Source organism: Aeromonas sp. HMWF017 (assembly GCF_003061465.1).
Classification (GTDB): Bacteria; Pseudomonadota; Gammaproteobacteria; order Enterobacterales; family Aeromonadaceae; genus Aeromonas; species Aeromonas veronii.
Map to the genome: position 1 here is coordinate 1 of NZ_QAJD01000006.1, position 24976 is coordinate 24976.

General features: G+C 60.8%; 21 protein-coding genes. 9 read left to right on the plus strand and 12 right to left on the minus strand.

The window, feature by feature from the left end; genetic code table 11:
* A partial coding sequence (locus tag DBR30_RS01070) for a monovalent cation:proton antiporter family protein (protein ID WP_108540651.1) occupies positions 1–1604 on the plus strand: 1604 nt, incomplete at its 5' end.
* 28 nt (positions 1605–1632) lie between these two features.
* Here DBR30_RS01070 and DBR30_RS01075 read toward each other — a convergent pair.
* From DBR30_RS01075 to DBR30_RS01090, 4 genes are all read right to left on the minus strand, one after another.
* Positions 1633–2778, minus strand: a complete 1146-nt coding sequence (locus DBR30_RS01075; protein ID WP_005347843.1) for a patatin-like phospholipase family protein — start codon at positions 2776–2778, stop codon at positions 1633–1635.
* Between the two features lie 111 nt (positions 2779–2889).
* Complete coding sequence (locus tag DBR30_RS01080) at positions 2890–3768, minus strand: alpha/beta hydrolase (protein WP_108540649.1); 879 nt, start codon at positions 3766–3768, stop codon at positions 2890–2892.
* Positions 3769–3850: 82 nt separating this feature from the next.
* Positions 3851–4447: a TetR/AcrR family transcriptional regulator gene (locus tag DBR30_RS01085; protein ID WP_108540646.1), complete on the minus strand. Its 597-nt coding sequence runs from the start codon at positions 4445–4447 to the stop codon at positions 3851–3853.
* 113 nt (positions 4448–4560) lie between these two features.
* On the minus strand, positions 4561–5205 hold the full coding sequence (locus tag DBR30_RS01090; RefSeq protein WP_108540644.1) for a response regulator: 645 nt from the start codon (positions 5203–5205) through the stop codon (positions 4561–4563).
* Between the two features lie 171 nt (positions 5206–5376).
* Between DBR30_RS01090 and DBR30_RS01095 the strand changes: the two genes are divergently transcribed.
* Positions 5377–6003: a glutathione S-transferase gene (locus DBR30_RS01095; protein ID WP_108540641.1), complete on the plus strand. Its 627-nt coding sequence runs from the start codon at positions 5377–5379 to the stop codon at positions 6001–6003.
* Positions 6004–6078: 75 nt separating this feature from the next.
* Here the strand turns inward: DBR30_RS01095 and DBR30_RS01100 are convergent, their stop codons facing one another.
* From DBR30_RS01100 to DBR30_RS01120, 5 genes are all read right to left on the minus strand, one after another.
* Positions 6079–8190: an alpha-amylase gene (locus DBR30_RS01100; protein ID WP_108540638.1), complete on the minus strand. Its 2112-nt coding sequence runs from the start codon at positions 8188–8190 to the stop codon at positions 6079–6081.
* A 228-nt stretch (positions 8191–8418) separates the two neighbouring features.
* On the minus strand, positions 8419–9585 hold the full coding sequence (locus tag DBR30_RS01105) for a hypothetical protein (protein ID WP_108540635.1): 1167 nt from the start codon (positions 9583–9585) through the stop codon (positions 8419–8421).
* Complete coding sequence (locus DBR30_RS01110) at positions 9585–9956, minus strand: GtrA family protein (protein ID WP_005338463.1); 372 nt, start codon at positions 9954–9956, stop codon at positions 9585–9587. The genes DBR30_RS01105 and DBR30_RS01110 overlap by 1 nt, the downstream gene beginning before the upstream one ends.
* Positions 9953–10972: a glycosyltransferase family 2 protein gene (locus DBR30_RS01115; RefSeq protein ID WP_075114161.1), complete on the minus strand. Its 1020-nt coding sequence runs from the start codon at positions 10970–10972 to the stop codon at positions 9953–9955. Before DBR30_RS01115 ends, DBR30_RS01110 begins: the two co-directional genes overlap by 4 nt.
* A 55-nt stretch (positions 10973–11027) precedes the next feature.
* Positions 11028–11573 (minus strand): hypothetical protein, encoded by a 546-nt coding sequence (locus DBR30_RS01120; protein WP_041202288.1) that lies wholly within the window; start codon positions 11571–11573, stop codon positions 11028–11030.
* A 316-nt stretch (positions 11574–11889) separates the two neighbouring features.
* Between DBR30_RS01120 and DBR30_RS01125 the strand changes: the two genes are divergently transcribed.
* The 4 genes from DBR30_RS01125 to DBR30_RS01140 all read left to right on the plus strand — a co-directional run bounded on the left by DBR30_RS01125 (position 11890) and on the right by DBR30_RS01140 (position 15240).
* On the plus strand, positions 11890–12654 hold the full coding sequence (locus DBR30_RS01125) for a substrate-binding periplasmic protein (RefSeq protein WP_108540633.1): 765 nt from the start codon (positions 11890–11892) through the stop codon (positions 12652–12654).
* A gap of 92 nt (positions 12655–12746) precedes the next feature.
* Positions 12747–14231, plus strand: coding sequence for a L,D-transpeptidase family protein (locus tag DBR30_RS01130; protein WP_108540631.1), 1485 nt, complete (start codon positions 12747–12749; stop codon positions 14229–14231).
* Between the two features lie 164 nt (positions 14232–14395).
* Complete coding sequence (locus DBR30_RS01135) at positions 14396–14941, plus strand: DUF882 domain-containing protein (RefSeq protein WP_005338458.1); 546 nt, start codon at positions 14396–14398, stop codon at positions 14939–14941.
* Between the two features lie 47 nt (positions 14942–14988).
* Positions 14989–15240, plus strand: a complete 252-nt coding sequence (locus DBR30_RS01140; RefSeq protein WP_005338457.1) for a lipoprotein — start codon at positions 14989–14991, stop codon at positions 15238–15240.
* Positions 15241–15326: 86 nt separating this feature from the next.
* Here DBR30_RS01140 and DBR30_RS01145 read toward each other — a convergent pair whose 3' ends face one another.
* Both DBR30_RS01145 and cysZ read right to left on the minus strand, forming a co-directional pair.
* Entirely contained in the window at positions 15327–15941 is a 615-nt protein-coding gene (locus tag DBR30_RS01145) for a trimeric intracellular cation channel family protein (protein ID WP_005338456.1), read from the minus strand.
* Between the two features lie 146 nt (positions 15942–16087).
* Positions 16088–16852, minus strand: coding sequence for a sulfate transporter CysZ (gene cysZ / locus DBR30_RS01150; RefSeq protein WP_005338455.1), 765 nt, complete (start codon positions 16850–16852; stop codon positions 16088–16090).
* A 214-nt stretch (positions 16853–17066) separates the two neighbouring features.
* On the opposite strand from cysZ, the gene DBR30_RS01155 reads away from it, so the two are divergent.
* The 3 genes from DBR30_RS01155 (at position 17067) to ligA (ending at position 23732) form a co-directional block, all read left to right on the plus strand.
* The gene (locus DBR30_RS01155) at positions 17067–20441 is read left to right on the plus strand and encodes an AAA family ATPase (RefSeq protein WP_108588150.1); all 3375 of its coding nucleotides are present in this window, start codon (positions 17067–17069) and stop codon (positions 20439–20441) included.
* Positions 20442–20456: 15 nt separating this feature from the next.
* Entirely contained in the window at positions 20457–21626 is a 1170-nt protein-coding gene (gene zipA, locus DBR30_RS01160) for a cell division protein ZipA (protein ID WP_040066671.1), read from the plus strand.
* 99 nt (positions 21627–21725) lie between these two features.
* Positions 21726–23732, plus strand: a complete 2007-nt coding sequence (gene ligA / locus DBR30_RS01165) for an NAD-dependent DNA ligase LigA (protein ID WP_108542395.1) — start codon at positions 21726–21728, stop codon at positions 23730–23732.
* An 81-nt stretch (positions 23733–23813) separates the two neighbouring features.
* Here ligA and DBR30_RS01170 read toward each other — a convergent pair whose 3' ends face one another.
* Complete coding sequence (locus DBR30_RS01170; protein WP_005338444.1) at positions 23814–24788, minus strand: ABC transporter substrate-binding protein; 975 nt, start codon at positions 24786–24788, stop codon at positions 23814–23816.
* Positions 24789–24976: the final 188 nt, after the last annotated feature.

Below are 24976 nucleotides of genomic sequence, written 5' to 3' on the forward strand. Positions count from 1 at the left end.
CGTTGGCACTCTCCTCGACGGCTGTGGTGATCAAGCAGCTCGGCGAGCAGAAGCAGCTCCATACCCGCCGCGCCCAGCTGGGGGTGAGCGTGCTGCTGTTTCAGGATCTGGCGGTGGTGCCCCTGCTGGTGATGATCCCTATCCTCGCCCAGCCGGAAGTGCAGGGGAGCGCCCTGGCCGCCGAGATCGTCTGGGCCACCCTCAAGGGGCTGTTTGCTCTCTTCACTCTGCTGGCGGTGGGCAAGTGGTTGCTGCCGCTGCTGTTTCACGAGGTGGCGCGGGCCCGCTCCGACGAGCTGTTTGTGCTGAGCGCCCTGCTGGTGGCGCTGCTGGCCGCCTACATGACCCATTCGCTGGGGCTGTCGATGGCGCTGGGGGCGTTTCTGGCGGGGATGATGCTGGGGGAGTCCCACTACCGTCATCAGCTTGAGGTAGACATCAAGCCCTTTCGAGATGTGCTGATGGGGCTCTTCTTTATCACCATCGGCATGGCCATGGATTGGGAGCTGGTGGCGCGGGCATGGTGGCAGGTGCTGATCTGCGTGGTGTTGCTGGTGCTGTGCAAATCCCTGCTGGTGCTGCTGGCCGGGCGGCTGATGGGGGAGCGCAAGCGCGACAGCATGGCCGCCGGTATCATGCTGAGTCAGGTGGGAGAGTTTGGCTTTGTGTTGCTGGCACTGGCGCTGCACCACGGCTTGCTGGATCAGCAACTGGTCTCCCTGCTGATCGGCATCGGCATCATCTCCATCGCCATGACCCCCTGGCTGGTGACCCAGGCCCATTCGCTGGCCCGCAGCCTCACCGATCCGGCGCTGCTGACCCGCTCCGAGGTGGCACAGTCGGGCCTGAGCAAAAACCAGCATGTCATCATCGCCGGGTTTGGCCGGGCCGGGCAGACCTGTGCCCGCTTTCTCAAGATCGAGGAGATCCCCTTTCTGGCCCTCGATCTTGACCCCGAGCGGGTGAGCGAGGCCAAGCTGGCGGGGGAGCAGGTGGCCTTCGGCGATGCCAGCCGCCGCGATATTCTACTGGCCGCCGGTCTGCTGCGGGCACGGCTGGTGATCATCACCTTCGATGACCGCAAGCGGGTGGAGGCGATGCTGGCGCTGATCCGCGAACTGGCGGGGGATCTCAAGGTGCTGGTGCGCACCCGGGATGACAGCTTTCTGGAGCAGTACAAGCAGGCGGGGGCCTTCGAGGTGATCCCCGAATCCCAGGAGGGGGCCCTGATGCTGGTCTCTCACCTGCTGCTCAATTGCGATATCCCCATCGGTCGGGTGATCCGCCGGATGGAGCTGGAGCGCAGCAGCCAGTATCGCTTCCTGCACGGCTTCTACTGGGGGGATCAAAGCGCCAGCAATCTGGAGGCGGATCAGCTGCTCGAACGCCTCCATCCGCTTTTGCTGCACGATCAGGCGTGGGCGGTAGGCCGTGAAGTGCGCGAGCTGCCACTTGATGAGGTGCGGATCAAGGAGGTGCAGCGCGGCGATCAGAGTCTGGAGCCCAGACCCGAGCTGGTGCTGGCGGCTGGTGACCGGCTGATCCTGTTTGGTACCGTGGTGGCGATGGAGCAGGCGGAGCAGCGTTTGCTGGAGGGGCGCTGAGTACCCTCGTACTCATCGGCCGCGCCCTTTATTCCCGCTCTTTTGGTAGCCCTTCGATATCGAGGAAGGCGACGACCCGCTCCCGCTCCCTCAGGGTGTCCTGATAGCCCAGCTTGATCAGCTGCTGACAATAACCCGGATAGAACATCAAAAAGCTGGCCAGACTGCTGGTCTCATCCCCCTTCACGCCCAGCACCCGCAACAGGCGGCGCAACTTTAGCGGTAGTTTGCGCAGGTAGGCCAGTGCGATGGTGTCGAGATCCTGACTCGGTTTTAGCACGCAGGTCTCCACCCGTTTCAGCTTGAGGCGATTGCGCTCCCGCTCAGGGATAAGATCCAGAGTCTGGTTGATGCGCCATAGCCGCTCCAGATCGGAGTTGAGGGTGTCGGTAAAGACCGTATCGAGCAGATGGCTGGCGATATTGGAGCTGGTGAGATGGCCGTGATGATGGGTCGGCGCCGAGTGCGCCGGCGGATCCAGGGTGATCAGCAGGATCCGCTCCGCACCCAGATGGATGGCGGGGCTGAGCGGGCTCAGCTGGTGGATGGATCCGTCGCCGTAGAACTTCTCGCCGATCCGGGTGGCCGGAAAGACGAAGGGGAGCGCCGAGGAGGCGAGCAGATGCTCAGATGTAAGCACGGTGCGTACCCCGCGCCGTCTGGCCCGCTCCCACGGATGGTGGTCGGCCCGCCCCTGAAAGAAGGTGGTGGAGAGACCGTCATCGTAATCCGACGCCGTGATGGCCAGCGCCTCCAGACTGCCGTAGAGGATGTTGTCATCGATGCGGTGATAGTCGATGAGTTGATCCAGCAGGCGGTGCAGCGGCGCGTTGTCAAAGAGGTGAAAGGCGTGGTTGGTGTGGGGATTGATCAGCCCCGCCGACCCTTCGTACATCAGCCGCCACAGTAGTCGGCCGGGGTGAAAATCGAAGATGTGGTGAGTCTCGAAGCGGCGCCATACCCACTCCAGCTTGCGCACCCCCAGATGGAAGCAGGAGGCGTAGCAGGCCAGCGCAGTGACATTGATGGCCCCCGCCGAAGTGCCACACAGGATGGGAAAAGGGATGCCGAGATTGCGCGGGTAGAGCTCCGCAATCGCCTTGAGGGCGCCGACCTGATAGGCGGCGCGAGCACCGCCACCGGTGAGCAACAACGCTGTATTGGGTCTGGCCATATGCTGGCGCCTTATTGTGTCCTGACAAGAATGTTCCCACTGACAAATTAACTATAAGGCGCTGTATCAAATATAAAAACGGGCGCTGGCCCGTTTTTTTCATGGCCCCGGTCAAAGAGCCCGGTGAGGATTTTCCGGCCGAGCCAGCTGATCGAAGGCGGCGAATACCGGGGCGCTGGCGAGGATGCGACCATGGCCCAGTCCCCGGGTGCTCACCAGCCGGGTATGACCATCCTGACTGGCCCGCAAGGAATCGCCGTGTGGGGCAAATCTGTCCTCCTCGTCATGCACGATTATCGCCGCGCCGCTGCGACTGGCTAGGCGACCCAGCGGATCGACCGTGCTCAAGGGATGCTGGTACTCTTGCTCAATCTCCTTGACCACCGCATCGAACAGCCGGATGGAGTAGCCGGAGCGCGCCACCATGCCGTAGAGCTGGGGCACATAGTCGAGTACCGGTGAAATCAACAGCAGCGGCAGGGTATCGATACCCGGCTGACGGCTGGAGAGGGTGACGGCGCCCCCCATGCTGTGGGCGATGATCCCGTGCAGCGGGCCTACTTCGCTGGCCAGCTTGGTCGCCAGCTCGTCGAAGGCGCGCACGAAACGGGGCAGGTGGCCAGTATTGCCTGCGCTCTGGCCGTGGGCCGGATGATCGTAGGCAATGGCGGTGAAACCCTGCGCGGCGATATGGCTCATCAGCGGATAGAACTGGCTGGCGCTGCCGGACCAGCCGTGCATCAGTAGCCACAGCGGCCCCTGACCGAGCCGATAGCTCATCAATACCCCTTCGCTGGTATGGACGGCCTGCTTCACCAGGCCCGCTGGCTCGTGGCCATTCCGCTGGTTGCGCTGGGGGGTGAGCAACAACTTGCTGGCGGTGCGCTTGGCATGGCTGGGGGCGAGTCTGTGGTGCAACCGGGTGCCGATCCCCAGCAGCCATTTGCTCGGGCTGAAGCGGCGGGTGTTGAAGTAGATCTTGCTGCTCATGGTCATCCTGTAGTTTTTATGTGCGAACGGTCGTGCTTTTTTGTCGGTTTTTAAAAGTTCGTGTTGAACGGATGCCAAAACATCAGCGCCAGCTGCTCAGCAGAGCGTCCACTTCGGGCCAGAAGTGGCGGGCCGGATCCTGACACAGTTCGAGATCGTTGAACACCTGATCCGCCAGATAGAGGCCATAGAGGCGGTAAACGGCGCGCCAGGGATCCATCTCCCGTCGCCACTCGCCTGCGGCTTGACCCTGCACCACCTGACGGGCCAGATAATCGAGCCAGAAGCGCACCAGTTGTCGGGCGGCTTGCTGCACAGGGCTATCTTGCTCATGGCCATCCTGTGCCGAGGTCCAAGCGTCGAGGAACATGCAGCGTCCGGCAAAGCAGTGGTTCCACGCCTGCCAGGCGCGCAGCAGGGCGATCAGCTTGTCGTGCTGGCTCTGGTACTCCTGCTGGCGTACCGGCTGGATCACCCGCAGCCGAAACACTTCGGCGGCGTACTCCAGCACGGCGATCTGCAGATTGTCGCGGGATTGAAAGTGGGCAAACAGGCCGCTTTTGGACATCTCGCAGGCGCTGGCCAGTGAGCCGATGGTCAGGCTCTCCAGCCCTTGCTGGCTCGCCTGCTCAAAGGCAGTCTGCAAAATGGTTTCCCGGGTCAGGCGCCCCTTGCTCATCACTCTCTCCTCGTTGGCGCTGGCAGCATAAAGTACGATCGTGCTAATTGTCGAGCAACAAATAGCCAGCATGGCTGGCTATGTCGTCTCGCGCGTGTCACAGCGCGCGGGGTTCAGCTTTCCTTGATATCGAGCTGTTGCAGGGCGATAACCGCCTGAGTGCGGTTCTTGACCCCCAGTTTTCTGAAGATGGCGGTGATATGGGCCTTGATGGTGGCCTCTGAGACGTTGAGCTCCCAGGCGATCTGTTTGTTCAGGCTGCCATCGCGCAGCATGATCAGCACCTTGTACTGCTGGGGGGTGAGGCTGGCCAGCTTGCTGGCGAAATCGGGGCCGTCTTCCGATTCGGGATGAAGCGAGATGCCTTCCGGCACCCAGTTATCCCCCCCGATCACCGTATTGAGGGCGTTGACCAGCTCCTTCATTGGCGCCGATTTGGGGATGAAGCCGAGTGCGCCAAGGCGCAACACCTGTTGGATGATGGCCGCATCTTCCGAGGCGGAGACCACCACGATGGGCAGGTCGGGATACTGGCCGCGCAGGTGGGCCAGCCCCTCGAAGCCATTGGCTCCGGGCATCTTGAGATCGAGCAGCAACAGGTCGACCTCGGGGTGCTCGCCGAGCAGGCTGGTCAGGCTGTCGATGGAGTCCGCTTCCAGCAATTGAGCGTCGTTGATGGCCATGTGCACCGCTTGGTAAAGGGCGCCCCGAAACAGGGGGTGGTCATCTGCGATGACGATGGTAAATTGGCTGTCCATATTTCGGTTAATGGCTCACATTGTTGCTAACTGATTGTTTTGAAAAATCAAACTAGCATCGCTCACCAAGAGGGTCAAACCCGCCGGTGCGCAAATGTGAAGCGACCATCGGATGTTTTGCCATCAAGGGCAGACAGGCCGGTCGCAGGCAACTCATGCAGGAGGCAACAGATGGGATCCTTGGTATTGGCGGTGGGCACCGGCTCCACCTGGGCGATGCGGGCGGCACTGGTGCTCGCCATGAGCGGGCTGACGTGGCAGGAGCAGGTGTTCGATCTGGAGGATGCCAAGTCGCTGGCGCGGCTCAAGCGGCTGGCACCGGCCGGTCTGGTGCCCTGGCTCGAACACGATGGCGTGCGGGTTCACGACTCGCTGGCCATCGCCGAATATGTTCACGAGCTCTGTCCCGACCGCCAGCTCTATTCCGTTTCGCTGGCCGAGCGGGCGCAGGCTCGCAGTCTCTGCGCCGAGCTACACGCGGGATTTCGGCAGATCCGTTCTCTGCTCCCCTTCTTTCTTGGGGCGCCAACCCGTATCGATCCCCCGGTGGAGGCGGTCGGTGAGCTGGCCCGTTTGCAGGAGATCTGGTCGCAGGCGCGGGGCCCCTTCTACTTTGGCGAGGCGGGCATTGTCGATGCCTTCTATGTGGTGATGGCCTATCGGCTGGCCAGCTACGGCATCCTGTTGCCCGGTCAGGCCGGAGCCTATCAGCAGGCGCTGCTCTCTTGGCCTCTGTGGCAGGAGACCCTGCTCAAGGCGCGGTTGCAGTGGCCGGTGGCGGCGCGCCTGTCACAGTGAGCCTTGGTAGATAGATAAACGAGAGAGGGGAGCCAGTGGCTCCCCTCTCTGCTGCTGGTCAATGTGGCTCAAGAGTTACTTCTGCCGACCGGCAAAGACCACCACCACCTTGTCATCCCCCTTCTCCCGTACGAAGGCGTAGGGTGCATCCGAGAGTTTCTGGTGGCTGCCTGCCGCAATGGCCGGATGGGCGGCGCGGAACTGGCCCAGTTGCTGCCAGTGCTTGACCAGCTCAGCCTTGTCTCCGCTGGCCAGCTCCTGCCAGTTCATATCCGAGCGCAAGCCTTGATCGAACACCCCGCCATCCTTGGCCAGCCCGCGGCCGGACTCGTCGCCGTAGTAGAGCTGGATGCCGCCTGGCAGCAGCATAAAGCTGTTGGCGACCCGGCGCTGTAGCGGCACATCCTGATAGTCGCCAAAGAACAGCTTGGTGTCGTGGGAGCTGATGTAGCTCAGCACGTTGAACTCGGGATCCTGATTGATACGGCTGGCGTAGCTGGCATAGGTGGGCTCGGCGCTGGCCATGCACTGGGCCTGTGACAGTGCGAACTCGCGCTGATAGTCGAAGTTGATCAGGGAATCGAAACCGTTCTGATACCAGAAATCCTTGGCCACCCCGTGATCCCACACCTCGCCCACCATGTAGAAGGGCAGAGCGTCGAGGGCCTTGCCCGGGTTGTTGGTCTTCCACTCCTTGAGCGCAGCGGTGCCCGCCTGCTTGAGCTTGGCCCACACTTCGGGCTCCAGATGCTTGACTGTGTCGGCGCGGAAGCCGTCGATACCAAAGCGGCGCACCCAGTCGGTGTGCCAGGCGATGAGATAGTCACTCACGGTAGCGTCGGGCAGCGCCTTGGCGAGGGTATCTTTTTTCGCCGCCAGCAACGGCGGCAGCCCTACCGGTTTGGCCGATTCGGTCAGAAAGTCCGGCAGCCCCGCCACCGAGCCGGTGACATCGTCGGTGCCTGGCTGCGGGTAGCCGGGCAGACCGGCGCGCACCCAGTCACCACTCCACCACTTGTTCCACGCGGGTGATCGATAGTCGATGAACTGGTTGTAGCCATGCCAGTTAAGGCCGCCGCTCGGGCGCCACTGGTTCCAGACGGTCGGCAGCTTGGCTGTGTTCTGGGTGAGATCGGTGAGCCACAGATCTTGCAGATCGGCGAGGGTGGCGTAACCGGCGTGGTTCATCACCACGTCGAGGATGATCCGCATGCCGCGCTTGTGGGCCTCGTCCACCAGGGTTTTCAGGCTCTCTTCATCGCCGTAGTTGGGGTCAATCTTGGTGAAGTCGAGCGCCCAGTAGCCGTGGTAGGCGTAGAAAGGAAAATTGCCCTGCTCGCCGCCACCAATGAAGCCGTGAACCTGCTCCACCATGGGGGTGATCCAGATGGCGTTCATGCCGAGGCTCTTGATGTAGTCGAGCTTCTCGGTCAGCCCCTTGAAGTCACCGCCATGCCAAGTGGCTACCTCATCCTGACCATCCTTCTGGCGGCCGAAGCTGTGGTCGTTGGCCGGGTCGCCGTTGTGGAAGCGATCGGTCAGCAGGAAATAGACGCTCGCCTGATCCCAGCTGAACGGTGCTGGCTTGGCCGCCTTGACCGCCTCGAGCAGCAGCAGGCCGCCGCTCTCTTTGCTCGGGGTCAGGGTCAGCTTGCCCTGTTTGACCACCGCCTCCTGTTTCGAGTAGGCATCCCTCAGTCGGGTGCCGTCGGGCCAGACCCCTTTGAGCGACACAGTGACCGGGCCGCCATCCCAGCTGATGCAGGGCTCCTCTGGCGGCTGGCGTTTGAACTCGCTCTTCTTGGTCGCCCGCAGCACCTTGAGGCTGGGGGTATCCGGGTTGAAGGTGAACTGATACTCCCCGGCCAACATCACCCGCAGGGTAAAGCTGTGATCCTTGCTGCATTTGTCCATGGGCTGGGCGGTGCCGAAGGGAAGCGGCTTGCTCTCGCTCGGGCCAAAGCTGGTGCCGCAACTGTTGCCTGCGTCGCTGATGCGGATCTGGTGGCTCCCCTTGGCAAGGGGATGGGTCAGCTCCACCGTGCCCTTGTCCAGCGCGATCGGGGCCGCTACCGGTTGACCATCCACATAGAGGCGAACTTCGGGGGCGGCCATCGCCTGTTGGGTGAACAGAGGGGCGGCCAGCAGGGCGAGCCAGAGAGGGGATAAGTAATGAGCACGACGCATAAGCCATTCCTTGAGCAGGGCAGTTCGGACAAGGGCCCATTCTAGGAGCAGCAAAGCGCGCCTTGGATCGGCAAAATGCCGATTTGTGACATCAGTTCAAATGGTTACGTTTTCAAGCCGAGGAAAGTGTGACAGGGAGGTGGTGGGAATCTCTGTCGATAAAAATAGCGGCCATAAAAAATGCCGGTCAGGTGACCGGCATTTGGTGTATCAGGCATTGTCGTCACATCAGACGGTGAAGAACTTGAAGTTGACGAAGGCCACCGCGATGAAGGAGGCCACCATGCCGCTGATGCAGAGCACCGCCGGGCGGATGGCTGGCCAGCGATGGGTCAGCAGAATGATGGCCAGCAGGGTCGGGTAGAGCCCGAACATATAGCGTGGCATGGCGTTGAGGCCGGTCATCAGCGGGATGGTGCAGCAGATGAACATCAGGGTCGCTTCCGCCCAGCGTTTCTGGCTGAACAGGTAGCCGTTCAGGCACCAGCCGAAGATCACCATGATGGAGAGGTAAGCCTTGCGGCCGCCCAGCTCGAAACCGCTCAGCCACCAGTCCAGCGGGCTGTCCATGTAGCGACCCCACGCCACCTGAATGTGCTTGAAGGCAAAGGCATCGCCGGTCAGATGATAGAGGTAGACCATGTAGGCGAACAGGCCAAACGGGATCATCCAGAGGGTGAAGACCACCTTGAAGGCGCACTCGGTAAAGCGGAAAAATTCCCGCCAGCCGTAGGCCTGCAGCGCCAGGATCAGCACCGGGAAGACCATCATCACCCCCAGGTTGCGGGTTGCGGAGATACAGACCCCCAGCACAGCCACCATCAGCCACTGCTCCCGATAGGCGAACAGGAACATCCCCAGCATCAGCGCCATAAAGGTCGACTCGGTATAGCCGGAGACGAAGTAGGCGGAGAAGGGGGAGAAGGCGAGCAGCCATACGCCGAAGCGGGCGGTATCGTCACCCAGTTTGAGCTGACGCAGCACCAGCAGCATCAGCGGCAGGCTGGCGAAGAAGGAGGCGTTGGCCACAATGATGAGGCCGATCAGGCTCTCGACATTGAACAGGTTGGAGATGGCACCGGAGACCATCGGATAGAGCGGCATAAAGGCCCAGTTGGCCGCATTGCCCTTGCTCAGCCAGCGGGGGTAGAGGTCGTAGCCGTTCTCGATGATGCGCTGGAACCAGACGCAGTCGAACTGGCAATAGGCCTGCAGCGGGCCGATGTCGGGGGAGCCATAGAGCTGGACACCGAAGTAGCCCATGCCATACAGCGCTATCCGACTCAGCATGAAGGCGGCGATGATCATCAGCCAGTCACGGCCGCTGATGCGCAGTGACGGGCGATAGGGGAGTGCAGCCCCGGTTAGCGGGGCAGTATTGGTCATATCATTCATCAGGCAAAAACCCAGACGCGAGAGAGAACGTAAGTGAGGACGGTAACGGTCAGGGTGGCGATGACCACCGGCAGCAGACCGGAGAGCCCCGCAAACAGCAGGCCGCTCAGGATCAGGTTACGCACCGCCAGCGAGAAGAGGGCGACCAGCAGAAACTTGCTGGCGGCTCCCTGCTTCTGGAAGGTGATGTAGCGGTGACCAAAGAAGGAGAACCAGAACGCGATGGCAAAAGCCAGCGTGGTAACCAGGTGCTCCGAGATGGTGGGCCAGGTATGAAACAGTGCGATGGAGGTGCCAAGGTCGACGAGGGTTGCCCCCCCGCCGACAAAACCGAAACGTACCAGCCGCCAGAATTCCTCGCGGGAGATCATTGAGGCGCTTGCTCCTGCTGCTCTTGCGGGTGGTTGTCAGCGCTCTGCGGTTTGGCCGCATCCTGCTTGGCATACTGGCCATAGACCCCTTCAATGAGGTAGACCGGGCGCTGTTTCACTTCCACGAACATGCGGCCGATGTATTCGCCGATGATGCCGAGCGACAGCAGCTGGATACCACCGAGGAACAGCACTACGGACATCAGGGAGGCGTAACCGGGCACGTCGATGCCGAAGAAGACCACTTGGGTCACGATCTTGAGGATGTAGAGGAAGGCGACGAAGGAGACGCCAACACCCACATAGCTCCAGACCCGCAGCGGCCAGCTGGAGAAGCTGAGCAGACCGTCGAGGGCGAAGTTCCACAGTTTCCAGTAGTTGAACTTGGTTTCACCGGCGTGACGGGCCGGGCGCTCGTAGGGGACGCCAACGGCACGGAAACCGGCCCAGGCAAACAGACCCTTCATGAAGCGGTTGCGCTCCGGCAGCAGCTTGATCGCCTCGACCACGCGACGGTCGATCAGGCGGAAGTCACCGGCGTTCTCCGGCAGCTTGGTGCTGGTGGAGAGGGCGTTGAAGAAGCGGTAGAAGCCACCGGCCGTCACGCGTTTCATCGGGGTATCGGCGCTGCGATCGACGCGGATGCCGTAGACGGTGTCATAGTCACCGGTCTGCCACAGTTTGACGAATTCCAGGATCAGGGCGGGCGGGTCTTGCAGATCCACGTCCATCGGCACGATGGCATCCCCTTTGGCCTGATGCAGACCGGCGGTCAGGGCCGCCTCTTTACCGAAGTTACGCGCCAGGTTGACCAGGGTCACGCGCGGGTCACGGGCGATGGCCTGTTCGACCACTTCACGGGTGCGGTCACGGCTGCCATCGTTGACGAATACAATTTCAAGCTGGTCTTTCAGCGGGGCCAGTTCGTTGTCTATCGCGTTGATGAAGGCATCGATGCTCTCTTCCTCGTTGTAAACGGGAACGACCAGAGAGAGTCGAAAATCTGGATGCGACATAAGAACGTCCTTATTTGGGATAGTTGTTTTTATAAAATGGTATTCGGGGCAAGGATCACTGGGCTACGGTCAAACGTACCGACTGCACATTGATGGGGGTCGGTGCCGAGAGCGCCAGAAAATTGGGGCGCTTGGGATCTGCCGTGAGCGAGTCACCGGGCAGACTGAGACGGATTTCGTTGATACCCGCCTTGGCCAGTTTCACCGTGGTGGTGAAGTCGTGACCCAGCGCCACTTTCAACAGTGCACCGGCTTCCGGGCTGTTGATGCGAGCCTGTACGGTAAGCTGATCCGGATTGGCTGCCTGCTTGGGCAGCACAAAGTAGAGACCTCCCTGACCGCTGAGCAGGGTACCTTCATCGCTCGGCTTCTTGGCCCAGCCTTCGCTGGAGAGAAAGCGGCTCGGCTTGGTCAGATTGAGCTCGTTACCAGGCTGATAGGTCATGCTGGAGTTGTGTTCCCAGAAGCGGGTTTTGCCTTCCAGATAATAGAGTTTGTAGGCCAGGCTCACGTTGGGGTGAGCAGCCAGATAGAGGGTGTAAAGATAAAAACCGCTTAACGCCAGAATGGCAGTCAAAAAACCGAACTTTTTGTACGTCATATCACTCTCTATGCCTGACAGAATGGGTAGGCCGATGTCGCGCATATGCTAATCCAATTGCAAAAAAAGCATAGTGGATCACAAAAAAATATTTGGTCACATATTAACCCCTTTTTACCCCTGTTCCAAACGTTGCTGTTTCCCGGTAAAACAGGTCTGGCGGGGCGCCGGTTGCCAGTGGCGCTCCGGCAGGGCAATTGGCAAATAGAAGCGCTTTGCTGCGTCATTTTCTAGCGGATGCGATAGTCATCTGGCCTCTATCGCCATTTTGCAGGGGGCGATTTATGATGACTCACCTATTCGTCAAGGATGACATATGAAGTGGATCTCTTGCTGTCTGCTGCTTGGATTATGGGCGCCAATGGCCTTGGCCAAGGCCCTGTGTCCCGAGCCCATTCAGGTCGGTTACGATAACTGGCCCCCCTACCATTATTACGAAGCCGACTCACCGCAAGAGGTGCGCGGTTATGCCGCCGAGGTGCTGACGGCTGTGCTCACTTCCATGCACTGCAAGGTCAACTATGTGGAGCTGCCCTGGAAGCGGGTACTGCACGAAATGGAGCATGGCGAGATAGACATGGCGATGGAGGCGAATATCAATGATGAGCGCGCTCGTTATGCCTGGTTTTCCGACTCCTACAACCCGGGTCGCACCTTGCTGTGGATCCGCAAGGGCAGCCACTATCCCGAACAGGATCTGACGAGCTGGCTGGCCAGTGGTTACTCCCTCGGCGTTACCAAAGAGTACTTCTATGGTGAGGAAGTGATGTCGCTGCTCGCTCGCTATGCCAAACAGGTGAGTGCGGTGAGCGACCAGCAAAATTTTGAGAAGCTGGCCCGCGGGCGGATCGACGGTTTCCTTGGTGACATGCTGGCTACCCCCAGCGCTCTTAACAAGGAGGGGATGAGCGGTCTGTTCACCAGTCACCCCATGGTGGTATCTGAATCGCCGAGCTTCTTTATGTTGGGCAAGCGCAGCTTTTCGCCGCAGTTCTTGCAACAATTCAATCAGGCGTTGGCGCGGTTCAAGGAGACAGATGCGTATGACATTATCTGGCAGCGTTATGCCCCCGGGCGCTAGCAAAGTATTGGCCGTTCACGCATCATGAGCGGCCTGAGCATCGGGTCTGCTTGTCAGGCCCGACAGAGTGAACAAACCGTTTTGAGGTACCCATGGGGATGAAGTATTGGCTGGCCCTTGCCAATCTGGTGTGGCTGGGATGTTTGCCTGCTGGCGCGGTACATGCGACCGAAGCACAAGTTGTGGTGGCGGCCAGTGAAACCGGACACGACTGGTATCAGGGCCGTCAGGCCGAACAGGCCCGTGTCGAGCTGGAGCAGCAGTTGCAAGAGGCTGTGCTTGCCCAGCTGCATCCCGATTTTTTCACGCTGTGGAAGCGCCTGCAGGCCACCCCTGCAGACAAGCGTGGCGCCATCTATGACGACATTTTTACCAAGCTGAGCCGTTTCCAGCACGCCTGGCGGGGGATGGATCTGGTCTCGCGCGAGCAGATGAAGACTCTCAAGCTCGATTTGAACCGCCCTGTGGTGACCCAGCCCAGCGATGATGACCTGCTCACCCAGGTGAAATCCCTGCGCCCCCAGGTGGCAGAATACGAGGCGGTGCGGGCCAAAGTGCACAAGCTGCTGGCGATGCCGATGGCCAGCAAGTGGCCGACCCTCGATATGCCAACCCTGCGTGCCGGAGAGAGCGCCGCCGAGCTCGGCCAAATCCGCGCCATGCTCAACGAGCTGGGCGACAGCGCCCCGAGCCATGGTGATCAGATTTACGATGGTGATACCGAGCAGGCCATCAAGCAGTTCCAGCGTCGTCATGGTCTCACCGCGGACGGCATTATCGGTCGTCAGACCCGCTCCTGGCTCAATACCGGCCCGCAAGTACGCGCCAGCCTGCTGCTGCGCAACCTGTGGCGTCGCGATCTGGTGGATCAGCTCTCCGGTGGCCGCTACGTGCTGGTCAATATTCCCGACTACCGCCTGAGCGTGGTGGAGTCCGGCAACGAGGTGTTTACCAGCCGGGTTATCGTCGGCAAGGAGCAGCGGGCCACCCCCATTCTGGCCAGTGAAATTCGCTCCATCGTGCTCAATCCCTCCTGGCATGTGCCGCGCTCCATCCTGAGCAAGGACATCCTGCCCAAGCTGGGCCGCGATCCCGCCTATCTGAGTCGCGAGCAGTTCGAGGTGATCGACAGCGAGGGCAATCCGGTCCAGTTCACCGAAGAGGGGTGGCATCAGGCGCTGGCCGCCGGTTTCCCCTATCGCCTGCGGCAAAAGCCGGGGGATCACAATGCCCTGGGGCGCTACAAGTTCTACCTGCCCAACAATGACGCCATCTATCTGCACTCCACCCCGCGCAAGGCGCTGTTCGAGCAGGGGGCGCGCGCCTTCAGTTCGGGCTGCATCCGGGTGGAACATGCGGACGATCTGGCCGAGCTGTTGCTGGCAGATTCCCGCTATCAGCCGGACAAGGTGGCCAATATCCTCAAGGAGAGCCAGACCAAATGGTTGCCGCTCACCACGCCGATCCCGGTCTTTACCGTCTACTGGAGCAGCTGGATCGACGAAAATGGTCGCCAGCAACTGCGCAACGACATCTACGGATTTGATCGGGTCAGCTTCCAGAGCCGCCTGCTGTGATCCCTGCCACAGAGTGAAAAGCCCGGCCTGTGCCGGGCTTTTCTATGGGCGATTGAGGTTTGACAGGGCGCCCCGCCGGAGGGTAGTTTCAAGCGCCTGTATCACATTCAATCAGTGATCTTATTCAACTATTTTCGCTTGAATCTGCGATGGACGAACCCCTTATGCTGGAACAAGAGATAAGTCGACGTCGCCTGTTGCTGGGAGCCGGTTGCCTGTTGGGCAGCTCGCTGATCTCCTTCCCTGCACTGGCCAGCCGCAGTACCACCGGGCGTGAACTCAGTTTCTTCAATCTCAATACCGGCGAGCGGGTGCGCGCCAGCTATTGGGAGAACGGCCACTATCTGAGCGACGGGTTGGCCGAGCTCAACCACATCTTCCGCGATTACCGGCGCAACGAAGTGTTCAACATCGACAAGAAGCTGTTTGATCAGCTGTTTCTGTTGCAGCACAAGCTGGGTCGGCGCAGTGAAATCCAGCTGATCTCCGGCTATCGCGCCCCTGCGACCAATCGTCAGAAGCGTCACAAGAGCCGCGGTGTGGCCAAGCACAGCTACCACACCCTGGGACAGGCGGTGGATGTGCGGATCCCCGGCGTACAGCTGGCCCATCTGCGCAAGGCGGCGCTCCAGCTCAAGGTGGGTGGGGTTGGTTACTATCCCCGTGATAACTTCGTTCACCTCGATACCGGCCCGGTGCGCAGCTGGTAAAGGGGATGGCAAGCTGCCAAGCTCTTCCCACCAGAGAGGAGATAGCGATGAAAAAGATAGTGATTGGCGGCCTGATCGCCCTGTTGTTGACCGGTTGCAGCAAGCTCAACCGTGAAAATTACGACCAGTTGAAGATGGGGATGAGTTACGCCGAGGCCAGCACCATTCTGGGCAAGGCGGAGCGTTGTGATGATGCCTTGGGCACCACCAGCTGCCTCTGGGGCGGAGAAGGGAAGAACATCAAGATCCGCTTTATCGCCGACAAGGCGACCTTCTTCAGCTCGGAAGGGATTAACTGAGTCGCAGAACGTCCATGAAAAAAGCGCCACTCGGGCGCTTTTTTTGTTGTTCGTAATCCAACCCGCTTCGCCAGAAGCTGGCGTACTCAGTGGGTCGCGTACTGGTAGTTGAAGGTGGGCAGTCCCCACTTGAAACGTACCGCCAGCAGCCGCAGTACAAAGCCGATCCCGATGGAACCGAACGCGGCCCAGTTGGTGGGCAAGCCCTGATCCAGCGCCAGACAGTAAAGCGCCGCGGTGATCAGCGAAATGGCCGCATAGAGCTCGCGACGAAACACCAGCGGAATGCGCTGGCAGAGCAGATCCCGCAGCACACCGCCAAAGACCCCGGTCACCACCGCCATGATGCAGGCAATACCGGCGCCGTGGCCCATATCCAGCGCCCGGGCTGCACCGAAGATGGAGAAGACCACCAGTCCCAGGGCATCAAGGGCCATGAACAGCTTGCCGAGATAGCGCATCAGGGGGGCAGAGACCACACCCGCCATCGCGGCTGCAGCAACCAGCAGCACATATTCCGGATGCTCAATCCAGAGCAGCGGATAGTGGCCGAGCAGCACATCGCGAATGGTGCCACCACCGATGGCCGTCGCCGAGGCGATGATCACCACACCAAACAGATCCATCCGTCGCCGACCAGCGGCCAGCGCGCCGGTCATCCCTTCGGCCACCAGGCCCACCAAGAAGAGTGCATGTAACATGAGATATCCCAGGGAACGAGAAAGGCCAGAATCCTACCAACTCGTGTCATATGGGACAAGCTATCGAGTGCATGCATTAATTTAATTCATGCTAAATGCGAAAAAGGCACCGTTTCGGGTGCCTTTTTCTAATCAATGTTCAAGGGTTAGCGCCCCAGCTGCTCCTGCCGGTAGTGATCGACCCACATGGCGGTGGCACCACAGATGGCGACCGGCATCACGAAGAGGTTCACCACCGGAATGGCGGAGAAGAGGGTCACCAAAGCGCCGAAGCTCAGACACTTGCCGCGGCGCTGCTTCAAGGCATCGCGCATGGTGATGAAGTCGATCTTGTGGTTGTCGAACGGATAATCCACATACTGGATCGCCATCATCCAGGCGCTGAACAGGAACCAGAGCACAGGCGCCAGGGTCTGGCCCACCACAGGGATCAGGAACAGGATCAGGCAGCCGATGGCCTTGGGCAGGTAATACTTCAGCTTGGTCCATTCGCGGCCGAAGGTGCGTGGCACATCCTTGACGATATCCAGCATACCGCTGTCATTGGCGGGCTGGCCGGTGAGGATCTGCTCCACCTTCTCCGCCAGCAGGCCGTTGAAGGGGGCGGCTACCCAGTTGGCAACCGAGCTGAAGATAAAGGAGAAGACCACCAGAATGGTGATGAGGGCGATGGGCCACAGCAGGTAGTCCAGCCAGTCGAGCCAGGCGGGGATCTGCTGATGGAGCCAGGCGAACAGGCCGTCCAGTTGCAGCAGCAGGGCATAGAAGGCCCCGGCAAACAGCACGAAGTTGACCAGCAGGGGGATCAGCACAAAGGTGCGGATGCCCGGCTGGCGAATGAGGGAAAACCCGCGCAGGAAATAGTCTGCACCGCTGATTGAATCTTTGACCATATGGGGTGATTGGCTCATGTGAGCTCCATCTATGCATGGGAGAACTGCCAGCATATTACAAACAAGCCTTTGATTTGGTAAAGTCGCCGCCTATTCCTTATTTCGTGCCGTGGCGACTGAAAATCGGGCATTGAATGGGGATGATGCCTGCATATTACAAACAAAGCCGGGTCTGGATTTGGTAAAGTCACCTGCCCGCCTCCTCTTTATTTAGCCACTGATACAGGTCGCCATGCGTCTGAAACTGATCAAACTCGCCGGCTTCAAGTCGTTCGTCGAGCCGACCCGCATCGAACTGTCGGCAGACATGACCGCCGTGGTGGGCCCCAATGGCTGTGGCAAATCCAACGTCATCGACGCGGTGCGCTGGGTGCTGGGGGAGAGTTCCGCTCGCCATCTGCGCGGTGAGAACATGACCGATGTCATCTTCAACGGCTCTATCAATCGCAGTGCGCACGGGCGCGCCTCGGTCGAGCTGGTGTTCGACAATCCCCATAACCGGGTGCCCGGCGAGTTCGGCCGCTTTACCGAGATCTCGGTGCGCCGCGAAGTGCTGCGCGACGGCTCCAACCACTATCAGATCAACGGCCAGAAGTGCCGCCGCAAGGATGTGACCGACCTCTTCCTCGGCACCGGTCTTGGCCCCCGCAGCTACGCCATCATCGAACAGGGCACCGTCAGCCGACTGGTGGAGTCGCGTCCGGCCGATCTCAAGCTCTTTATGGAAGAGGCCGCCGGGGTCTCCCGCTACAAGGAGCGGCGCCGCGAGACCGAGCAGCGCATTCGCCACACCCAGGAGAACCTGGAGCGCCTCGGCGATATTCGCGGCGAGCTGGGTTCGCGCCTTGACCACCTCAAAGCCCAGGCCGAAACGGCCGAGCGCTATAAACAGCTCAAGAGTCGTTCGCGCGCTGCTCGTGCCGAGCTGATTGGCTCCGAGTTGTGGGCGCTGGAGACGCGCCTTGGCGAGGCCAAAACCGAACTGGCGCAGGCCGAGCAGGCGCTGGCGGCGCTCGATGCCAAGCGCACCGCCGATGAGGGGCGCCACGTCACTCTGTCGGTCTCCAGACAAGAGGCGCAAGCCGAGCAGGCGAGCCGCCAGCAACAGATTTTTCTCGGCGGGCAGGCCATCGCCCGCCTCGAACAACAGCAACTGCACCAGAGTGAACTGGGGCGCGACTGGCAGGCCCGTGCAGAGGCGCTGGGCGAGCGGATCGCCACCCGCAAGGCGCAGCTTGCCAGCCAGCAGGATCAACTGACCGAAGGGGTATTGCGCGCCGAGCAGGAGAGCGCCCGGCTGGAGCAGTGTGAGCAGTTGCTCACTGAGCAGCAGGAGGCCCGCCAGCAGGCCAGCGAGCAGCTGGAACAGGCTCGCTTGCGCCAGCAGCAGTGGCAACAACAGTTGGCCGGGTTGCAGGGGCAGCTCAACCAGACCCGTACCCGGTTGGGTGGCCTGCAGGAGCTGCAAGCCAAGACCCGGCTGGCCCGCCTCAAACTGGAAGATGAACGCGCGGGACCCCTCGGCGCTGAGGCCGATGACCTGCAACCGGCCCTCGATGCCCTGAGTGGTGAGCTGGAGCTGACGCGGGCGGCCAATGGTGAGCTGACCGAGCAGCTGGCGCAGGCGGTCGACACCCATGAACAACTCAAGCAGCAGCATGGTCAGCAGTTGAGCCTGCAACGGGAGCTGGAGGCGCGGCTGGCGACCCTGGATCAGATCCTCGGCGAGCAGATGGAAGGGGCGACCCTGGCGGACCGACTGCAGGTTGCTCCCGAATGGGCACAGGCACTCGACAAAGTGCTGGGTCGCTGGCTCACCGCAACGCCGGCGGACGAGTGCGATCTGGCGCAAGAGGGGCTCTGGATTGGCCCGGCGCAACCGGCGGTTGCCGGTACGCTGGCGGCGCAACTGGGCGGCGAGCATATTCCCGCCTTCCTCAATGCCATCTGGCTGGTCGAGAGCCGGGAGGCCGCATTGGCCCGCCAGCCAAGCCTTGCGGCCGGTGAGTCGGTACTGACTCCTGCTGGCGACTGGCTGGGGCCAAACTGGGCAGATCTGGGGCAAGGCGCGGCGCTCGGCACCATGGCGCTGCTGGGTGAGCGTGAGCGGTTGCATACCGAGCAGGAGCGGGTTGCCGTGGGGCTGGCACAGCTGAGTGAGCAACTTGTCTCAGCCGATGCCCGGCGCGCCCAGCTTGCCAGTGCGCAGGAGTTGTCGCAGCGAACCTTGCGCGAGCAAGAGCAGAAATGGCAACAACTGCGCGAAGCCTGGAGCCTGCAACAGGGTCAGCGGCAGGAGCGGTTGCAGCGGCTCGGTCAGCTTGGCGAAGAGCTGAGCCGGCTCGATCAGGAGCAGGCCGAAGAGGCAGAGCGACTGGCCAGCGCCAGTGAACAACTGGAACTCGATGAGGCGCGCCTTGCCGAGTTGCAGGAACAGGGGGAGCCCCTGACACAAGGGTTGCAGCTCGCTCAGGAGCAGCTGACCCGCAGCGAGCGGACGGTCGACGAGGCCCGTGTGCGCCGCGAGCAGCAACAAGCGACCTGCCAGCGTTTGCAACTGGAGTTGGGCAATCTGCGCCAACTCATTACCCTGGGTGAGGAGGAGCTGGCGAGGCTCGGGCTGGAGCTGGCTGGGCTGAAAGGGCCGGATAGTGAAGCAGTGCCGGATCTGGCGCCCCTGCTGGCCGAGCAGCGCAATCTGGAGGCGCAGCAGCTCGCCTGCCATCAACGGCTTGCGGAGCTGGAGCGCCAGCTCGGTGAGCTGGAGCAGGCCAGAAGTGCCGATCACAAGCAGTTGGTGACGTTGCAAGAGAAGCTGGCAACCCTGCGTCTTGAGCGCGAACGCAACCTCACCCGTCGACAGGGGTTGCACGAGCAGTTCGAAGAGTTGGGGGTTCGACTGGTGGATCTCGATCAGGCGGTGCTGATCGCCGCAGATCGGAGCAAGCTGCGCCAGGAGATCCAGACCCTGGAGGCGCAAGTGGAGGCACTTGGCGCCATCAACCTGGCTGCGCTGGAGGAGTATGAAGAGGCGAAAACCCGGGCAACCTATCTTGAAAATCAGTGCCAGGATCTCGAGCAAGCGCTGGAAACCTTGAGCCAAGCCATTAAAAGAATTGATAAAGAGACACAAATACGGTTCCGGGACACTTTCGATAAGGTCAACGAAGATTTAAAATCCCTGTTTCCAAAAGTGTTCGGTGGGGGCAGTGCCTGGCTTGAGCTCACCTCCGATGATCTTTTGGAGGCCGGAGTGAGCATCATGGCGAGACCTCCGGGTAAGAAGAATGCTACCATTGCCCTGCTTTCCGGGGGGGAGAAGGCGTTAACCGCGCTTGCGCTGGTTTTTGCCATCTTCAGACTCAACCCAGCACCTTTTTGTCTGCTGGATGAGGTGGATGCACCGCTCGATGAAGTGAACGTCGGTCGCTTCTGTTCTCTTGTCAAAGAGATGTCGAGCACAGTACAGTTCGTTTACATCAGTCATAATAAGGTCTCCATGGAGATGGCTGAGCAGCTGGTTGGCGTCACGATGCAAGAGCCCGGGGTTTCTCGCATTGTGTCGGTCGATATCGGTGAAGCCGTCGCTTTGGCTGAGCAAAACTAGAAAGAGAAGCAGCTAATGCAGGAATTGCGTTACATCTTGGTTGCCCTGGGCGGTATTGCTATTGCGGCATTGCTCATTCACGGGTTGTGGAGCAACAAAAAGAATCGTCAGGCACCGATCAAAGAGAAACCGATTGGACGGATGGACTCCAAGTCGCGGGATCGTGATAACGACGCCTTCGACAGCGATGGCATCGGCCAGGTACGTGTGGTCAGTGGTGGCCGTCGTGCCGAGCCCAAGCTGCGCAGTGAAGAGAGCCGCCAGCCGGAACTCGGTCGTCGCCCTGCCGTCCCCGCCTTTGATGATGAAGATGACGAGGACGATCTGCCGCCGCCCGTAGTGCGCAAGCCTGCTGCCCGCCCGGTTCCGCCACCTCCTGTCTATGAAGAGGAAGAAGCGTTCGATGAGCCGCTGCCCGAGGAGATCGACGAGGCGCCCGCCGCGCCGGTGCGCAAACCTGCTCAGGTCAATCGTCGTACCCCGGTCTACCGTTCCCGTCCCCAGCGCGAGCCCATGATGCAGTCGCTGGATGACGAGCCGCTGGTCGAGCCCGCTTACGCGACCGCTCCGACTTTTGGTGCCCGTGCAGAGACAGTCCGTACCGCCGACACCGTGCGTGCCGAACCGGTGCGTGCTCCCGAGCCGGAATATCAGCCGCAGCCCCGTCATGTGGCTCCCGAGCCTGTGTATGAAGAGCCGGCCTATGTGGCACCTGCACCTGTGGTGGAAGAGCCGCGCATGGCGCCCCAGCCGGTCGAGAAGATCTGGCAGGATGTCTATGTCATCAACCTGATGGGCCGTCCGGGTCACGACTTGCAAGGTGCAACCCTGCTCTCATCCCTGATGGCGCTGGGCTTCAAGTTTGGCGAGATGGATATTTTCCACCGTCACGAAGATCCCAACGGCAAGGGTGAAGTGCTGTTTTCCATGATCAACATGGTCAAGCCGGGCACCTTCAATCCGTACCGGATGGAACAGTTCACCACGCCGGGTGTCTCCCTGTTCATGCAACTGCCGCTGCGCAGCAATGCCGCGTTTGCTTTCGAGGACATGCTGCAGGCTGCCGATCAGCTGGCCAGCGATCTCGATGCCATGCTGACCGATATGGATCGCAGCCCGCTGAGCGACGAGACCATTGCCCGTTACCGTCACGAGCTGGCTGCCTACGAGGCCAGTCGCGACTAATACGCCATGCGGGTCGAGTGAAGAAAAAGTGCGGTACCCAGGTACCGCATTTTTGTTTCTACCCCGGCCGGATGTTCAATCACACTTCGAGACTTTTTCATGAGCGACACCCTCTCCCGCCACCGTCAATTGTGTGAACTGCTTACCGAATATGGTCACCAGTACTATGTGCTGGATAACCCCACAGTGCCGGATGCCGAATACGACCGTCTGATGCGCGAATTGATCGCACTGGAGGTTGACCACCCCGAGCTGAAAACCCCGGCTTCGCCGAGTGTGCGGGTCGGCGGTCAGCCGCTGACCGCCTTCAAACAGGTGCGCCACGAGATCCCCATGCTGAGTCTGGATAACGTCTTTAGCAGCGAAGAGTTGCAGGCGTTCGAACAACGGATGAGCGATCGCCTCAAGCGTGAAGTGCGTTTCACCTTCTGCTGCGAGCCCAAGCTCGATGGTCTGGCGGTGAGCTTGCTCTATGTAAATGGTCAGCTGGTGCAGGCGGCCACCCGGGGCGATGGCGCCACCGGTGAGGAGATCACCGAGAACGTGCGTACCATCAAGGCCATTCCGCTCGCATTGCGGGGCTCTGGTTGGCCCGAACGGTTGGAAGTGCGTGGCGAAGTCTTTATGCCCAAGGCCGGTTTCGAGGCGATGAACGCCAAGGCACTGGCCGCAGGCGAGAAGGTGTTCGTCAACCCGCGTAACGCCGCCGCCGGCAGCCTGCGTCAACTCGATTCACGCATCACCGCCAGTCGTCCCCTGAGCTTTTACGCTTACGGTGTCGGTGTTGGCGGCGAGCAACTGGGCGACTCCCACTTTGGCCGTCTGACCCAGCTCAAGGAGTGGGGGCTGCCGCTCAGTCCAGAGGTGAAGCTCAAAGAGGGGGCCGCCGGTTGTCAGGCGTTCCACGACGACATTCTGGCCCGCCGTGGCGAGCTCCCTTACGAGATCGACGGCGTGGTCTACAAGGTGGATGCCATCGCCCTGCAAGAGGAGCTGGGCTTTGTGGCCCGCGCCCCGCGCTGGGCGACCGCCCACAAGTTCCCGGCGCAGGAAGAGATGACAGAGCTCGAGAACGTCGAGTTTCAGGTCGGCCGCACCGGCGCCGTGACCCCGGTCGCCAAGCTTAAACCGGTGTTTGTCGGCGGTGTGACCGTCTCCAACGCCACCTTGCACAATGCTGACGAGATTGAGCGCCTCGGCGTGATGATTGGCGATACCGTGATCGTGCGCCGGGCGGGGGATGTGATCCCGCAGATTGTCGCCGTGGTGGAGGCGCAACGCCCAAGCGATGCCCGTGCGATCGGCTTCCCGACCGAGTGTCCGGTCTGTGGCTCTGCGGTGGAGCGGTTGGAAGGGGAAGCGGTTGCCCGTTGCTCCGGTGGCCTGTTCTGCGAGGCGCAGCGCAAGGAGGCGATCAAGCACTTCGCCGCCCGTCGCGCCATGGATGTGGATGGCCTTGGCGACAAGATTGTCGAGCAGTTGGTGGACAAGGGGCTGGTGAAGACTCCCGCTGATCTGTTCAGCCTCAATGCCATCCAGCTGGCCGGTCTTGAGCGGATGGGGCAAAAATCGGCCCTCAATCTGGTAGCCGCCATCGATGCGGCGCGCAGCACCACCCTGCCGCGCTTCCTGTTTGCCCTGGGGATCCGCGAAGTGGGGGAGGCGACTGCGCTCAACCTTGCCAACCACTTCCTCACCCTTGATGCACTGCGCGCAGCCTCGGTGGATCAACTGCTCGAAGTGGCCGACGTGGGCGATGTGGTGGCCAAGCATGTCTACTACTTCTTGCGTCAGCCGCACAACGTGGAGGTGCTGGAAGCCTTGCTGGCTGCCGGCATCCACTGGCCGGCCATCGAGAAGAAAGAGGCCGCGGAGCAACCCTTTGCCGGCAAGACCTTCGTGCTGACCGGCACCCTGACCACCTTGTCGCGCAACGATGCCAAGGCGGCACTGCAAGCGCTGGGAGCCAAGGTGGCGGGTTCGGTATCTGCCAAGACCGATGTGCTGGTCGCGGGGGAAGCGGCCGGTTCCAAGCTGACCAAGGCGCAGGAGCTCGGCATTACCATCTGGACCGAAGAGGAGCTGCAACAGGCGCTGCAGGGCTGATAGCCCTCACCTAGCCTGCTAACCGCAGCACCCGATAAAAGAGAGCCCGGCATGGCCGGGTTCTCTTTTTTGTTTCGGCGGTCACTCACGCCAGAGGATCTTGTGGCGCCATTTGTCGGGCACTGTGAGCTGCCAGCGGGCCAGCTCGCTCTTGCTGAAGACATATTCGCCGCGCAGGGCCGCGCGCGGGGAGATGGTACGGGGCAGGGTGCCCGCCAGAATGGTATTGATGAGGCTGGCTGCCTGTATCCCCTGATCGTGGCCGTCCAGCACCAACCCGCCGATGGCCATCCCCTTGCCGACGGTAAACTCCCAGAAACAGAAGAGCGGCACCGGCGTGTTGGCGCTGGTCCACTCCAGCACCGTCTTTTCGCTCACATGCTTGCCATTGTCATCGACCAGCGTGTGGTAGAGGCCGAGGAAGATTGCCTGATAGCCGTTCTTCTTGGCGTTGAGCACTGCCTCCTGCCAGAGGCTGTAATCCCCCATCAGCTGGCTGTTGATCCGGGTCTGGCCGACTCGCAGCTCGGTCTGGGTCTTGAATTCATCCTCAATGGCGGTGAGGGCCACATTGCTGGAATCAAACAGCACCAGTGCCTTGTCGAGCCCCCCCATCATCTGACTTATTTCGCTGATGTTGCGTTTGAGCAGGGGGCGCTCCAGCACGCCGGTGATCTTGGGGTGGCCGACAAAGCCCTTGAGGCGCGGATTCTCGTTCATGCCAAGAAATACCACCGGGGTGCCCAGCGAGGCGATCTCGTTGGCCAGATAGTTGATGGCGTTGTCATCCCCCAGTACCACCAGATCCGGTTTGCTTTTCAGATAAAAGGCGATGGCTTGCTGGGCGATTTCGTCGAACTTCTCCCGTGGATGGCGTTTGGTGTCCATATAGAAGTGGGTGATCTTGTGCTCCCCCTGCAAGCCATCTAGCAGCCCTTTGTTGTAGCTTTGGTCCCACAGGTATTCGGGATGGTAGCTGCTGATCACCAGAATGTTGGCGGCCCAGAGCGGCAGTGAGAGGGTTGATAGCAGTAGCAACAGCAGGGAGGTGCGCATGAGTTGTCCCTTGTCGAGGGGGAGAGAGTTCTTGTTCAGTATGGGCGGTTTTGGTTGGCGCTGTCATCTCGAAACCGGTGCTGCGGGGGGCGATTTTTTTGGCTATGTCCCAATTACGTGTTGCATGGGGCGCCCCATCGCCTCATGCAAACATGCTTTGATATTTACGCCTTTTCCGTAACGCTCCA

What these genes read in the sequence shown, in the direction of transcription:
- DBR30_RS01120 (WP_041202288.1), bottom strand. Translation starts at nt 11,573, where the DNA reads ATGACGTACAAAAAGTTCGGTTTTTTGACTGCCATTCTGGCGTTAAGC.
- DBR30_RS01105 (WP_108540635.1), bottom strand. Translation starts at nt 9,585, where the DNA reads ATGAATGATATGACCAATACTGCCCCGCTAACCGGGGCTGCACTCCCC.
- DBR30_RS01170 (WP_005338444.1), bottom strand. Translation starts at nt 24,788, where the DNA reads ATGCGCACCTCCCTGCTGTTGCTACTGCTATCAACCCTCTCACTGCCG.
- DBR30_RS01155 (WP_108588150.1), top strand. Translation starts at nt 17,067, where the DNA reads ATGCGTCTGAAACTGATCAAACTCGCCGGCTTCAAGTCGTTCGTCGAG.
- DBR30_RS01085 (WP_108540646.1), bottom strand. Translation starts at nt 4,447, where the DNA reads ATGAGCAAGGGGCGCCTGACCCGGGAAACCATTTTGCAGACTGCCTTT.
- DBR30_RS01145 (WP_005338456.1), bottom strand. Translation starts at nt 15,941, where the DNA reads ATGTTACATGCACTCTTCTTGGTGGGCCTGGTGGCCGAAGGGATGACC.
- DBR30_RS01100 (WP_108540638.1), bottom strand. Translation starts at nt 8,190, where the DNA reads ATGCGTCGTGCTCATTACTTATCCCCTCTCTGGCTCGCCCTGCTGGCC.
- cysZ (WP_005338455.1), bottom strand. Translation starts at nt 16,852, where the DNA reads ATGAGCCAATCACCCCATATGGTCAAAGATTCAATCAGCGGTGCAGAC.
- DBR30_RS01095 (WP_108540641.1), top strand. Translation starts at nt 5,377, where the DNA reads ATGGGATCCTTGGTATTGGCGGTGGGCACCGGCTCCACCTGGGCGATG.
- DBR30_RS01125 (WP_108540633.1), top strand. Translation starts at nt 11,890, where the DNA reads ATGAAGTGGATCTCTTGCTGTCTGCTGCTTGGATTATGGGCGCCAATG.
- DBR30_RS01130 (WP_108540631.1), top strand. Translation starts at nt 12,747, where the DNA reads ATGGGGATGAAGTATTGGCTGGCCCTTGCCAATCTGGTGTGGCTGGGA.
- DBR30_RS01140 (WP_005338457.1), top strand. Translation starts at nt 14,989, where the DNA reads ATGAAAAAGATAGTGATTGGCGGCCTGATCGCCCTGTTGTTGACCGGT.
- DBR30_RS01110 (WP_005338463.1), bottom strand. Translation starts at nt 9,956, where the DNA reads ATGATCTCCCGCGAGGAATTCTGGCGGCTGGTACGTTTCGGTTTTGTC.
- zipA (WP_040066671.1), top strand. Translation starts at nt 20,457, where the DNA reads ATGCAGGAATTGCGTTACATCTTGGTTGCCCTGGGCGGTATTGCTATT.
- ligA (WP_108542395.1), top strand. Translation starts at nt 21,726, where the DNA reads ATGAGCGACACCCTCTCCCGCCACCGTCAATTGTGTGAACTGCTTACC.
- DBR30_RS01135 (WP_005338458.1), top strand. Translation starts at nt 14,396, where the DNA reads ATGCTGGAACAAGAGATAAGTCGACGTCGCCTGTTGCTGGGAGCCGGT.
- DBR30_RS01115 (WP_075114161.1), bottom strand. Translation starts at nt 10,972, where the DNA reads ATGTCGCATCCAGATTTTCGACTCTCTCTGGTCGTTCCCGTTTACAAC.
- DBR30_RS01090 (WP_108540644.1), bottom strand. Translation starts at nt 5,205, where the DNA reads ATGGACAGCCAATTTACCATCGTCATCGCAGATGACCACCCCCTGTTT.
- DBR30_RS01080 (WP_108540649.1), bottom strand. Translation starts at nt 3,768, where the DNA reads ATGAGCAGCAAGATCTACTTCAACACCCGCCGCTTCAGCCCGAGCAAA.
- DBR30_RS01075 (WP_005347843.1), bottom strand. Translation starts at nt 2,778, where the DNA reads ATGGCCAGACCCAATACAGCGTTGTTGCTCACCGGTGGCGGTGCTCGC.